This window comes from Catenuloplanes indicus, assembly GCF_030813715.1.
Taxonomy (GTDB): Bacteria; Actinomycetota; Actinomycetes; order Mycobacteriales; family Micromonosporaceae; genus Catenuloplanes; species Catenuloplanes indicus.
In genome coordinates this window covers 7,186,673-7,199,669 of the sequence record NZ_JAUSUZ010000001.1, presented here as the reverse complement: position 1 = coordinate 7,199,669, position 12,997 = coordinate 7,186,673, and the positions used below count along the sequence as shown (strand labels likewise).

General features: G+C 69.8%; 11 protein-coding genes. 2 read left to right on the top strand and 9 right to left on the bottom strand.

Going from position 1 to position 12,997, the window contains the following annotated elements:
- Window positions 1-33: 33 nt before the first annotated feature.
- The 7 genes from urtE to J2S42_RS32680 form a co-directional block, all read right to left on the bottom strand.
- Entirely contained in the window at window positions 34-732 is a 699-nt protein-coding gene (urtE, locus tag J2S42_RS32710) for an urea ABC transporter ATP-binding subunit UrtE (RefSeq protein WP_307245422.1), read from the bottom strand.
- The gene (urtD, locus tag J2S42_RS32705) at window positions 729-1,478 is read right to left on the bottom strand and encodes an urea ABC transporter ATP-binding protein UrtD (protein WP_307245420.1); all 750 of its coding nucleotides are present in this window, start codon (window positions 1,476-1,478) and stop codon (window positions 729-731) included. Before urtD ends, urtE begins: the two co-directional genes overlap by 4 nt.
- Complete coding sequence (gene urtC, locus J2S42_RS32700; protein ID WP_307245418.1) at window positions 1,475-2,641, bottom strand: urea ABC transporter permease subunit UrtC; 1,167 nt, start codon at window positions 2,639-2,641, stop codon at window positions 1,475-1,477. Before urtC ends, urtD begins: the two co-directional genes overlap by 4 nt.
- Complete coding sequence (gene urtB, locus J2S42_RS32695) at window positions 2,638-3,483, bottom strand: urea ABC transporter permease subunit UrtB (protein WP_307245416.1); 846 nt, start codon at window positions 3,481-3,483, stop codon at window positions 2,638-2,640. Before urtB ends, urtC begins: the two co-directional genes overlap by 4 nt.
- The gene (gene urtA / locus J2S42_RS32690) at window positions 3,483-4,706 is read right to left on the bottom strand and encodes an urea ABC transporter substrate-binding protein (RefSeq protein WP_307245414.1); all 1,224 of its coding nucleotides are present in this window, start codon (window positions 4,704-4,706) and stop codon (window positions 3,483-3,485) included. Before urtA ends, urtB begins: the two co-directional genes overlap by 1 nt.
- 185 nt (window positions 4,707-4,891) lie before the next feature.
- Window positions 4,892-6,229 (bottom strand): histidine--tRNA ligase, encoded by a 1,338-nt coding sequence (gene hisS, locus J2S42_RS32685; RefSeq protein WP_307245412.1) that lies wholly within the window; start codon window positions 6,227-6,229, stop codon window positions 4,892-4,894.
- Between the two features lie 24 nt (window positions 6,230-6,253).
- A complete protein-coding gene (locus J2S42_RS32680) occupies window positions 6,254-6,940 on the bottom strand; it encodes an MBL fold metallo-hydrolase (RefSeq protein WP_307245410.1) in 687 nt (228 codons plus the stop codon).
- 212 nt (window positions 6,941-7,152) lie between these two features.
- Between J2S42_RS32680 and J2S42_RS32675 the strand changes: the two genes are divergently transcribed.
- Entirely contained in the window at window positions 7,153-8,013 is an 861-nt protein-coding gene (locus J2S42_RS32675; RefSeq protein ID WP_307245408.1) for a peptidylprolyl isomerase, read from the top strand.
- Between the two features lie 54 nt (window positions 8,014-8,067).
- The gene (locus J2S42_RS32670; protein ID WP_307245406.1) at window positions 8,068-8,898 is read left to right on the top strand and encodes a peptidylprolyl isomerase; all 831 of its coding nucleotides are present in this window, start codon (window positions 8,068-8,070) and stop codon (window positions 8,896-8,898) included.
- Window positions 8,899-9,664: 766 nt separating this feature from the next.
- Here J2S42_RS32670 and J2S42_RS32665 read toward each other — a convergent pair.
- On the bottom strand, window positions 9,665-12,061 hold the full coding sequence (locus J2S42_RS32665; protein ID WP_370879452.1) for a RelA/SpoT family protein: 2,397 nt from the start codon (window positions 12,059-12,061) through the stop codon (window positions 9,665-9,667).
- A gap of 292 nt (window positions 12,062-12,353) precedes the next feature.
- A complete protein-coding gene (locus J2S42_RS32660) occupies window positions 12,354-12,902 on the bottom strand; it encodes an adenine phosphoribosyltransferase (RefSeq protein WP_307245403.1) in 549 nt (182 codons plus the stop codon).
- Window positions 12,903-12,997: the final 95 nt, after the last annotated feature.

Sequence of the window (12,997 nt, the reverse complement as noted above, 5' to 3'; positions counted from 1 at the left end):
AAGCCTAGTGGCGCACGCGACGTCACCACAAGATCACACGGAGAGAAGCTGGTGCAGGGACTCGTCGTGCAGGTCCGATCGGTTGCCGGAGCGGACCACCTCGCCGGCGTCCAGGATGACGAACTCGTCGGCGAGGCGGAGTGCGGTGTCCAGGTACTGCTCGATGAGCAGGATGGCGAGGCCGGCCTCGGTGTGCAGGCGCGCGATCGCCTCCTCGATCTCCACGATGATCGACGGCTGGATGCCCTCGGTCGGCTCGTCGAGCAGCAGCATGCGGGGGCGGGTGACCAGCGCGCGGGCCATCGCGAGCTGCTGTTGCTGGCCGCCGGAGAGGAAGCCGGCGCGGCGCTTGAGCAGGCCGCGCAGCGCCGGGAAGAGGTCGAGCGCCTCGTCCAGCGCAGCCCGGTCCGCCGAGCGCGCGGCCTCCAGCGTGACCTGGAGGTTCTCGGCCACGGTCAGCTGCGGGAACGTCTCGTGGCCCTGCGGGACGTAGCCGAGCCCACGGCGTACCCGCTCGTGGGTCTTCAGTCTCGAGAGGTCCTCACCCTCGAACGTGATCGTGCCGGCGCGCGCGGGCAGCACACCCATGATGGCCTTGAGCAGCGTGGACTTCCCCACGCCGTTGCGGCCCATGACGCAGACCAGCTCACCGGCCGGCGCGTGCAGATCAACCCCGAAGAGCACCTGGGCCCGGCCGTACGCGACATCGAGTCCTTGCACCACCAGGGTCATGCGGCCTCCCGTGCGCTTGACCGTCCCAGGTAGACCTCCTGGACGCGTGGATCGGACTGCACCTGCGCCACCGTGCCCTCGCACAGCAGCCGCCCCTCGTGCAGCACGGTCACCTGGCTGGCGAACCGGCGCAGGAACTCCATGTCGTGCTCGATGACCACCACGGTGTGGTCCTTCGCGACGGCCTGGAGCAGTTCGCCGGTGCGCTCTCGTTCGCCGCGGCTCATGCCGGCCACCGGCTCGTCGAGCAGCAGCAGCCGCGGCCGCTGCACGATCAGCATGCCGATCTCCAGCCACTGCCGCTGCCCGTGCGAGAGCACCCCGGCCGGACGCGCGGCCAGCTCGGTCAGGCCGATCGTGTCCAGCGTGGACGCGACATCGCCGGAGACGCCGCGCCGGGCCCGCAGCAGCGCGGGCAGGCGCCGCCGGAACGATGCGGCCAGGTCCAGGTTCTCCAGCACGGTCAGTTCCTCGAAGACGACCGAGGTCTGGAACGTACGGCCGACGCCGAGCCGGACGATCGCGTGCTCGCGCCGGCCGGTCAGCTCGGTGCGGTCGAACCGTACCGAGCCGGACGCGGGCCTGGTCCGCCCGGTGATCACGTCGATCAGCGTGGTCTTGCCCGCGCCGTTCGGCCCGATCAGGAAGCGAAGCTCACCGGGTTGCACCGTGACGTCCAGGTCGGTGATCGCGTGGAAGCCGTCGAAGACGACGTTCAGGCCACGCACCTCCAGCCGCCCGCTCACACCGCCACCTCCCCCGAAGCCGAAGCGGGAGCCGGAGCCGGAGCCGAAGCGGGCGGCGGCGACGCGGGCGGCGGCGACGCGGGTGGCGGCGACGCGGGTGGCGAACCCGGCGCCGGGTCCGGAGCCGGCGCGAACGGCCGGCGCCGGACCAGCCCCACCCCGTCCGACAGCAGCCCGGCCAGGCCGCGCGGCGCCCACAGCATCACCGCGATGAACAGCGCGCCCTGCAGGTACGTCCACCCGGACGGGAACGACTCGCTGAGCCCGGTGCTGGCGTAGTTGTAGAGCACCGCGCCACCGATCGCGCCGCCGAGCGAGAACCGCCCGCCGATCGCGACCGCCACCAGCATCTCCAGCGACGGCACCACGCCCAGGTCGGCCGGGCCGAGGATGCCGGCCACCGGCACGAACAGCGCGCCCGCGATCCCGGCCATCGCCGCGGACACCGCGTAGACCAGCGTCTTCACCACGGCCGGGTCGTAGCCGAGGAACCGCACACGGTCCTCGCCGTCCCGGATCGCGATCAGCAGCCGCCCGAGCCGGCTGCGGTTCAGCTGCCACGCGGCCAGGAACACCGCCAGCAGCGCGAGCACCACGAGGTAGTAGACGATCCGTTTCTGCGCCGGGTCGTAGAGGTCGAGCCCGAAGAAGAACTGCACGTTGGTCAGCCCGTTCGTGCCGCCGGTCAGGCCCTGCTGACCGACCAGCAGGATCACGAACGCGGCCGCGAGCGCCTGGGAGAGCACCGCGAAGTACGCGCCGCGCACCCGCTGCCGGAACACCAGCGTGCCGAGCAGCAGCGCCGTCACGGCCGGCAGCACGACCACCATGACCAGCGCGAAGACCGGGTTGCGGAACGGTGCCCAGAGCGCGGGCAACGATTCGACGCCGCTCCACACCATGAAGTCGGGCAGCGCCCCGGGGCCGGCGTCGGCCAGCTTCAGGTGCATGCCCATGGCGTAGCCGCCGAGGCCGAAGAAAACGCCCTGGCCGAGCGTGAGCATGCCGCCGCGGCCCCAGGCCAGGTGGATGCCGACCGCCACGATCGCGTAGCAGAGCCACTTGGCCAGCAGCTCCAGCCGGAACGCGGGCAGCAGCGCCGGTGCCGCGAGCAGCAGCAGCAGCCCGACGATCACGAAGACACCGAGCCGGGCCGATCTCATGTCAGCGCCCGGCTGCGGAGGACGAACAGGCCCTGCGGACGGACCTGGAGGAACGCGACGATCACCGCGAACACCACCACCTTGGCGAGGCTGGCGTCGGTCCAGAACTCGACGAAGCTGTTCAGCACGCCCAGCGTGAACGCGGCGATCACCGCGCCGCGCAGCTGGCCGAGCCCGCCGGCCACCACGATCAGGAACGCGTCCACGATGTAGTAGGTGCCGAGCGACGGCCCGACCGGCCCGATCAGCGTGAGCGCGACGCCGGCCACGCCGGCCAGCCCGGACCCGATGAAGAAGGTGAGCTGGTCGACGCGCTCGGTGGCGACGCCGCTGACGGCCGCGAGCTGCCGGTTCTGCATGACCGCGCGCATCCGGCGCCCCTGCTTCATCCGGGTCAGGTAGAGCGAGATCGCGCCGACACAGGCCAGGGCCAGGACCAGAATGAAGATCCGGCTGTACGGGATGCCGGCCACGCCGCCGGTCAGCCAGGACGGCGCGGTGACGCCGACGTTGGGCGCACCGAAGACGTCCCGGGCGAGCTGCTGCAGGATCAGGCTGACGCCGAACGTGAGCAGCAGCGTGTCCAGCGGCCGGCCGTAGAAGCGCCGGATCAGCAGCCGTTCCAGGACCAGGCCGAGCAGCCCGGCGATCACGAACGCCACCGGCAGGGCCAGCGTCACGTTCTGCAGCACGTACGCGGTGTACGCGCCGACCAGTAGAAACTCCCCGTGAGCCATGTTGATCACGCCCATCTGGCCGAACGTGAACGTCAGGCCGAGCGCGATCAGCAGCAGCACCGCGCCCATGCTCGCGCCGATGAAGAGCTGGTTCAGGGTCGCCATCAGCTCAGCCCGGTCGCCCAGTCGTACCCCTTGAGGTACGGGTCCGGCTTGATCGGCTGCCCGGAGTTCCACACCTCCTTGATCTGACCGTCCGGCTGCACCAGGCCGATCCGCGCGGTCTTGAACACGTGCTGGTTCTCGCCGTCGATGGTGACCGTGCCCTCCGGCAGGTCCAGCGAGACGCCCTTGGCCGCGTTCTTCACGGCCTCGACCTCCACCGTGCCGGCCTTCTGCACGGCCGCGGCCCACAGTTTGACCGCGTTGTAGCCGGCCTCCATCGGGTCGGAGGTGACCTTGTCCGCGCCGTACTTCGCCTTGAACGCCTTGACGAACGTCTCGTTCGTGGCGCCGGCGGTGGTCTGGTAGTAGTTCCAGGCGACCAGGTGACCGGCGATGTTGTCCGGGCCGATGCCGGCGACCTCTTCCTCGGCCACGCTCACGCTGACCGTGGGCATCGTGTCCGCGGTGATGCCGGCGCCGCGCAGCGCCTTGAAGAACGCCACGTTGGAGTCACCGTTCAGCGTGTTGAACACCGCGTCCGGCCGGGCCTGCTGGAGCTTGTTGACCACGGTGGAGAACTCGGTGTGGCCGAGCGGCGTGTACTCCTCGCCGACGATCTCCATCCCGTTCGCGGCGGCGTACGCCTTGATGATCTTGTTTGCGGTACGCGGGAAGACGTAGTCGCTGCCGACCAGGAAGACCTTCTTCTTCCCCTGCTCCTTCAGGTAGTCCAAACCCGGCACGATCTGCTGGTTCGTGGTCGCGCCGGTGTAGAAGATGTACGGCGAGCTCTCCAGTCCCTCGTACTGCACCGGGTACCAGAGCAGCGCCTTGTTCCGCTCGAAGACCGGCAGCATCGCCTTGCGACTGGCGGACGTCCAGCCGCCGAACACCGTGGCGACTCGGTCCTGACTGATCAGCTTCTGCGCCTTCTCGGCGAACGTGGGCCAGTCGGACGCACCGTCCTCGACAACCGGCTCCAGCTTCTTGCCCAGCACGCCGCCGGCCGCGTTGATCTCCTCGATCGCGAGCAGCTCGGCGTTCTTGACCGTGACCTCACTGATCGCCATGGTGCCGCTGAGCGAGTGGAGGACACCGACCTTTATCGTGTCGCCGTTCGCGGCCTGCGCGCTGCCGTCCGGCGAGCCGACGCAGCCGGACGTGACGGCGAGCGCGGCGGCGAGACCCAGTGCGGCGAACGTACCCCGAAAACCTCGTGACATCCGACTTCCTCTCTGTCGGTGCAGGTGGAGAGGAAGCTAGGGGCGTGCCATTTCACATATCCGCGCCCGTGAATGTCCGGCACTTTAACGACACCTCACAACCGCCGTCGGTACGTTGTGAGGAGTTATGCACGCAGCGTAATGGCGCGGCGGATCATGCTCCGCCGCGCCATTACCGCGACGGATCAGACGGCGCCGGTGACGACCGGCCGCAGATCCTCCTGCGGCGGCGTCCACGTGGCCGCGTCCGCGTCGGCCTGCTCGCCGGACCGGATGTCCTTCACCGAGTCCCGCTCGCCCGGGAACCAGACGTACGGGATGCCGCGGCGCTCCGCGTACCGGATCTGCTTGCCGAACTTCGCGGCGTTCGGCGCCACCTCGGCCGGGATGCCGTTGCGGCGCAGCGCGGCCGCGGCCGCGACGCTGCGCGGGCGCTCCTCCTCGCTGTTCACCGCGACCAGCACGCAGGTCGGCACCGCGCGGGACGCGGTCAGCGCGTCCCGCCCGAACAGGATCGCGAGCAGCCGGGTGACGCCGATCGAGATGCCCACGCCCGGGAAGACGTCCCGGCCGGACGTGGCCAGGTTGTCGTACCGGCCGCCGGAGCTGATCGAGCCGAACCGCTCGTATCCCTCCAGCAGCGTCTCGTACACCGTGCCGGTGTAGTAGTCCAGCCCACGTGCGATCCGCAGGTCCGCGACCACCAGACCGGGCTTCTCCGCGACCGCGGTGTCCACCACCCGGACCAGTTCCGCCAGGCCCTCGTCGAGCAGCGGGTCGCTGACCCCGAGCTGCTTGACCCGGTCCGCGAAGCCGCTGTCCGGCGCCTGGATCTCGGCGAGCGCGAGCACCTTCTCCGCCTGGGCGGTGGAGAGGCCGCCGGCGATCAGCCCTTCGGACACCCTGGCCGGGCCGATCTTGTCGAGCTTGTCGACCTGGCGGAGCACGTCCTCGGTGCTCTCGATGCCGAGCCCGCGGTAGAAGCCCTCCAGCACCTTGCGGTTGTTGACCTGGATCTTCACGCGCGGGATCGGCAGCCCGCCGAGCGCGTCGCCGATCACCAGCGGGATCTCCGCCTCGTAGTGCGCGGGCAGCGTGTCCCGGTCCACGATGTCGATATCCGCCTGGTAGAACTCGCGGTAGCGGCCCTCCTGCGGCCGCTCGCCCCGCCACACCTTCTGAATCTGGTAGCGGCGGAACGGGAACTGCAGCTTGCCCGCGTTCTCCAGAACGAACCGGGCGAACGGGACGGTCAGGTCGAAGTGCAGACCAAGTTCATCTTTTACGACAGTGTCGTCGGTTCCGCCGTCCTCCGCCTGCAGGCGGCGCAGGACGTAGACCTCCTTCGAGGTCTCCCCCTTGCGCAACAACTGGTCCAGGGGCTCGACCGCGCGCGTCTCCAGCGGCGCGAAGCCGTAGAGCTCGAACGTGCGCTGGACGCGGCCGAGGATCTCCTGCTCGATGAGGCGCTGCGACGGCAGCCACTCGGGAAACCCGGACAGGGGCGTGATCTTGCTACTCAAGGCGTTTCCTTAGAAGTCCGAGCCCTACAGTCCGCGGGCCGGCGGCGAGCCGAACTCGCGGAGGTAGGGGTTGGTGGCGCGCTCGCGCCCGATGGTCGTGGCGGGGCCGTGGCCGGGCAGGACGATCGTCTCGTCGGCGAGCGGCAGGATCCGGTCCCGCAGGCTCGTCCGCATGGCGTCCATGCTGCCGCCCGGCAGGTCGGTGCGCCCGATCGACCCCGCGAAGAGCACGTCGCCGGAGAAACAGATCTCCTCGTCCGCGTTCCCCGGGAGCCGGAACAGCACCGACCCGCCGGTATGGCCCGGTGCGTGGTCGACCGCGATCTCCAAGCCGACCAGGTCCAGCACGGCGCCGTCGATCATCTCCACGACGTCGTCGGGCTCCGCGTACTCCAGGCGGCCGCCGAACAGCGCCCGGTAGTCCATGGACAGCCCTTTCGACGGGTCCTTGAGCAGCTCACGGTCGGCCGAGTGCACGTAGGCCGGGATGCCGTGCGCGCCGGCGACCGGCGTCACGGAGAACGTGTGGTCCAGATGCCCGTGCGTGAGCAGCACGGCCGCGGGGTGCAGGCGGTGCTTCGCCAGCAACTCCTCGAGCCGGTCGACGACGCCGATGCCCGGGTCGACGACCACGCACTGCTCCCCGGGGCCGGTCGCCACCACGTAGCAGTTGGTCCCGAAGGCCTCGGCCGCAAAGCCGTCGACGAGCACGTACCCTCCCCGGTCCGGGTTTCCAGGTCAGCTTATCGGCAACGGCAAACGACAATCGGCAGGGCGCGGCGCGCGTCGATGATCTTTGATGGCGTGTCGGCGCTACCTGGGCGCCACTTTCCCAGCGGTTGGCCGTACACTACGCCCTCGTGTGGCGTGCCGCACTGAGAGTGCGTCTTGCCCCCGCGGACCGTGACAGGAGATTAGGACTCGTGGCTCCCAGCAAGGAACGGCAGCGCAAGCTCGCGCGCGCGAAGCTCGACCGGCAGATGGCGCGGCGGGCGGCCAAGGAGCGCCGCCGGCGCCGGATCGGGGCGGCCACCGCCATCGGCATCGTGGCCGTGCTCGGCGCCGGCATCGCGGTGTGGGCGCTGGGCGTCTTCGATCGCGACCCGGACACCACCGAGGCCAGCGGCGAGCCGTGCTCGTGGACCACGCAGTCCGGCGCGGATGCGAGCCGCGACGTGGGCCAGCCGCCGACCGACGGCATCCCGTCCGAGGGCACCCGGCCGGCGACGATCACGTTCAACTCACTGGCGCCGGTGACCGCGACGCTGAACATCACGGACGCGCCGTGCTCCGTCGCCAGCTTCAGCTACCTGGCCGGCCGGCAGTACTTCGACAACACGAAGTGCACGGAGATCACCGAGGAGGGTGCGCTGCACTGCGGCGACATCACCGGTGACGGGCTCGGCGGGCCGACGTACACGTACTTCGACGAGAACGTCCCGTCCGCCACGAACCCGTCGGCGCCGCCGTCGGGCAGCGTCACCCCGGCGTACCCGGCCGGCACGATCGCGCTCACCTCGCCGACCCCGGGCCAGAACGGCAGCCAGTTCCTGATCTTCTTCAAGGACTTCAACCCGGCCACGCCGCAGTACCCGATCATCGGCTCGGTCGCGACCGGCCTGGAGACGGTGCAGGAGATCGGCAAGGCGGAGACGGTCGCGAACGACGCGGGCGAGAAGGTCGTGCCGAAGAACGACGTGCTCATCACGTCGCTGACCGTCGGCGAGGTCGGCGCCACCGCCGCACCGGCCGCACCCGCCGCCTCCGCGTCCACAGCTTCCTGACTTACCCTGACCCTCATATCGCTGCCAGCACATACGTCATCCAGGAGGAACACCGTGTCGTCCATCAAGGAGCGGCAGCAGCGCGCCGCAGCACGGGCCAAGCTCGAGCGGGAAATGGCGGCCCGCAAGGAGGCTGCCGCCCGCAAGCGCAAGAACCTCTGGATCGTGGCGTCCGCCAGCGCGGCCGTCCTGGTGGTCGCGGCCGGCGTGCTGATCGCGGTCACCGTGCTGCGCGGTGACGACGACGAGACCACCACCTCGCCGGTCGCCGCCGGCACCACCACCTGCGCCTGGACCGCCGCGCCGGACCAGGGCCAGGGCACCACGGTCGACGTCGGCATGCCGCCGGCCAGCGCGTCCAACGTCGGCAAGTCGGTCATGAGCGTCACCACGAACTTCGGCGTGGTCGACGTGACGCTGGACAAGACCAAGTCGCCGTGCGCGGTCGAGTCGTTCACGTACCTGTCCGGCAAGAAGTTCTTCGACGGCACCAAGTGCCACCGCATGTTCCCCGGCATGCTCCAGTGCGGCGACCCGAGCGCGAAGGGCAAGGGCTACCGCGAGACCGACGGCACCGGCGGCCCGGCCTACCGCTACAGCAACGAGTACCTGCCGACCACCGACATCCCGCCGTACCCGGCCGGTGTGGTCGCACTGGCCAACAGCGGCGCGGACGGCACGAACGGCAGCCAGTTCTTCTTCATCTACGAGGACACCGAGCTGTCCCCGGACTACACCATCATCGGCAAGGTCTCCGACGCCGGCCTCGCGGTCCTGAAGAAGGCCACCGAGAAGGGCCACGACGGCGCGTTCGACCCGAGCCCCGGCGGCGGCCACCCCAAGGAAGACATCAACATCCAGACCGTCACCGTCGCCGCCGCCTGACCCACCCGCACCACCTCGGCCCCCGTCGCACCTCGCGCCGGGGGCCGTCGCGTGTCCCGCCCCGGAGCGGCGACCGGGCAAGCCCCCATTAAACGACATTTCGGATATACCCGCTTCCGGCAGGGCCACCTTCCGCATGCTCCCGCGGGCACCGGTCGTCGCTGGCGCTCCTCCCTGCACGATCCGAGGCCGCACGATCAACCCCACAGCCCGCACCAGCCCCTGGACACCGCCACACCGCACACCCAGCACCACTGAAAGGATCTCTACAAGAACGTCGACGCCGGCAGCCGTCGAACCCAGGTCCGATATTTCGCCATACGACACCCACGGTCGGCAGACCTGCTGCGCTGATCCGCGCCGGGAACGCGCTCGCCCACCCCTGAGTGATCAATCAGTGGAGCGAAAAGGAGATCAAATATCGAAGTTGACCTACCTTTTGCTCCACTGATTGATCACTCAGGGCCGGTGGCGTCCGGCGAGCGGGGAAGTGCGGCCGACACACGGGCGGGCGACGCCATTCGCGGTAGCGTGCCGCTGGCGATCGGCGCCGACGATCCGGCGGAATGGCGACAGACTGCCGGCGCCTGCCCGACATTCGCCATGAAGCGACGTCGCCGCGGGCGGCTCGGGCTTGCGGCCACGGATCGTGCAGGGAGGAGCGCCAGCGACGACCGGTGCCCGCGGGAGCAAGCGGAACCGGTGCCGCCGGAAGCGGGCATATCGGTTGTACGCCTTTGCACTTCCGACGGCGAACCGGTGGTGGTCAGGCTCCGGAGGTGACGCGGTAGGCGTCGAAGACGCCGTCGACCTTGCGGACCGCGGCGAGCAGGTGGCCGAGGTGCTTGGGGTCGGCCATCTCGAAGCTGAAGCGGCTCACCGCCACCCGGTCGCGCGTGGTCGTCACGGTCGCGGAGAGGATGTTGACGCGCTCGTCGGAGAGCACGCGAGTCACGTCGGCCAGCAGTTTGTGCCGGTCGAGCGCCTCTACCTGAATCGCGACCAGGAACGTGGAGGCGCTGGTCGGCTTCCAGGTGACGACGACGATCCGGTCCTCCTGGACCTTCAGGTCCTCGGCGTTCGCGCAGTCGTCGCGGTGCACGCTGACGCCGCCGGACCGGGTCACGAAGCCGAACACGGCGTCGCCGGGGACCGGGGTGCAGCAGCGGGCCAGCTTGATCCAGACGTCGGAGACGCCGCGGACCTCGACGCCCGGGTCGTGGCCGGTGGCGCGGGTCCTCGGCGGGCGGGTCGGTACGGCGGTCTCGGCGATGTCCTCGACCGCGCCCTCCTCGCCGCCGTAGCCGGCCACCAGGCGCTGGACCACGGACTGCGCGGAGACCTGGTTCTCACCCACGGCGGCATAGAGCGCGGAGACGTCGTTCAGGTGCAGGTCGCGGGCGATCGCGATGAGCGCGTCGGAGGTGAGCAGGCGCTGGAGCGGCAGGCCCTGCTTGCGCATGGCCTTGACCATGGCCTCCTTGCCGGCCTCGATCGCCTCCTCGCGCCGCTCCTTGTTGAAGTACTGCCGGATCTTGGTGCGCGCCCGCGGCGACTTGACGAAGCCGAGCCAGTCCTGCGACGGACCGGCCGAGTCGGACTTCGACGTGAAGATCTCGATCACGTCGCCGTTGGAGAGCGTCGACTCCAGCGGTACCAGCTTGCCGTTGACCCGCGCGCCGATGCACTTGTGCCCGACCTCGGTGTGCACCGCGTAGGCGAAGTCGACCGGCGTGGAGCCGGTCGGCAGCGGGATCACGTCGCCCTTCGGCGTGAAGACGTAGACCTCCTGGCTGGAGAGGTCGAACCGGAGCGCGTCCAGGAACTCGCTCGGGTCGCTCGCCTCGCGCTGCCAGTCGAGCAGCTGCCGCAGCCAGGTCATCTCGTCGATGTGCGCGGGCGGGCCGACCACGGTCGCGCCCTTCTGCTCCTTGTACTTCCAGTGCGCGGCGATGCCGAACTCCGCGGTGCGGTGCATCGCGTACGTCCGGATCTGCATCTCCACCGGCTTGCCGGACGGGCCGATCACGGTGGTGTGCAGCGACTGGTACATGTTGAACTTCGGCATCGCGATGTAGTCCTTGAACCGGCCCGGTACGGGCTGCCAGTTCGCGTGGATCACGCCGAGTGCCGCATAGCAGTCGCGCACGGTGTCCACCAGGATTCGCACGCCGACCAGGTCGTAGATGTCGTTGAAGTCCCGGCCCCGCACGATCATCTTCTGGTAGATCGAGTACAGGTGCTTGGGACGGCCGGTGGTCTCCGCCTTGATCTTGGCGGACTTCAGGTCGGCCTGGACCTTCTTCGTCACCTCGCGCAGCAGCGTGTCGCGCTGCGGCTGGTGCTCGCCGATCAGGCGGTTGATCTCCTCGAACCGCTTGGGGAACAGGAACCCGAAGGACAGGTCCTCCAGCTCCCACTTGATCGTGTTCATGCCGAGCCGGTGCGCCAGCGGGGCCAGGATCTCCAGCGTCTCCTTGGCCTTCTGCTCCTGCTTGGCGCGGGGCAGGAAGGTCAGCGTGCGCATGTTGTGCAGCCGGTCGGCGAGCTTGATGACCAGGACGCGCGGGTCCTTCGCCATCGCCACGACCATCTTGCGGATCGTCTCCGCCTTCGCCGCGTCGCCCAGCTTGACCTTGTCGAGCTTGGTCACGCCGTCGACCAGCAGCGCGACCTCGCCGCCGAAGTCGGTACGCATCGCGTCGAGGCTGTAGTCCGTGTCCTCGATGGTGTCGTGCAGCAGCGCCGCGACCAGCGTGGTCGTGTCCATGCCGAGATTGGCCAGGATCGTGGCGACCGCGAGCGGATGCGTGATGTACGGGTCGCCGGACTTGCGGTACTGACCCAGGTGCCACTTCGCGGCCATGTCGAACGCGCGCTGGAGCAGCCGGACGTCCGCCTTCGGGTGGCTGGCCCGGTGGATCGAGATCAGCGGCTCCAGCACCTCCGCGACCTGCGGGGTCTGCCACGGCGCATTGAACCGGGCCAGCCGGGCACGCACCCGGCGGCCGGACGCCACGCCGGTGAGGAAGGTCGGGTCCTCCTGCTCACCGGCGGCCAGCTGGTCCGCGACGCTCGGGCCGCCGGGGAACGGCAGCACCACGCCCTCGCCGTCATCGGTAGGGTGGTTCGCCGGCGGCGCCGGGGTCTCAAGATCGTTCATCGGGGGCTCGGGGACACGCTCGGCCTCGACGGCCGAGACGATGTCCGGAAGCCGTTCCACCTCGTTCGTCGCCACCGCGCCCTCGCCTGCTCTGCCCTCACCAGGAGAGGCGACGTGACTGGACATCGGCCCCCTCACCTCTCCGATCGGCCACATGTGTGGACGCCCTGACCGTATCCGCACGGTCCACGTCCGCGCCACCGGGAGGTAACGCCCGAGTCGCGTCCGGAAGGCAATCCTACCCGTCCGGGCAGCGGGCACACCCTACGCTCGGCCACCTGACAAACAGTCATCAAACAGTCAGAAGCGCATCAACGGTACGGCCGGGGAGTCGCCGGCGGCCCTCCAGGAACGACAGCTCCAGCAGCACGGTGAACGCGGTGACCGTGCCGCCGGCCTTCTCCACCAGGTCGAGCGCGGCCTTCGCGGTGCCGCCGGTGGCCAGCACGTCGTCGACCACCAGCACGCGCTGACCGGCCACGAACGCGTCCTCGTGCACCTCCAGCGTGGCCTCGCCGTACTCCAGCGCGTACGACGCGGAGTGCACCGCGCGGGGCAGCTTGCCGGCCTTGCGGATCGGCACCACGCCGGTGCCGGTCGCGTAGGCCAGCGCGGCCGCGATCATGAACCCGCGCGCCTCCACGCCCACCACCACGTCGAACGAGTCCGGCCCGTAGTGCGCGGCGATCGCGTCGATCGTCTCCCTGAACACGGCGCCGTCCGCGAACAACGGCATCAGGTCCTTGAACAGGATGCCCGGCTTCGGGAAGTCGGGCACGTCCACCGTGCGGCTCGCGACCAGCGCGGCCACGTCGGCACCAAGGTCACCGGAGAGTCTCACCGGGTCATTCTTCGTGACCGGGTACCGCCGCTTCAACCCGGGGGCACCCGGCACGGAGAAGGCCCGCCCGGCAGGTGCCGGACGGGCCTTCTCGA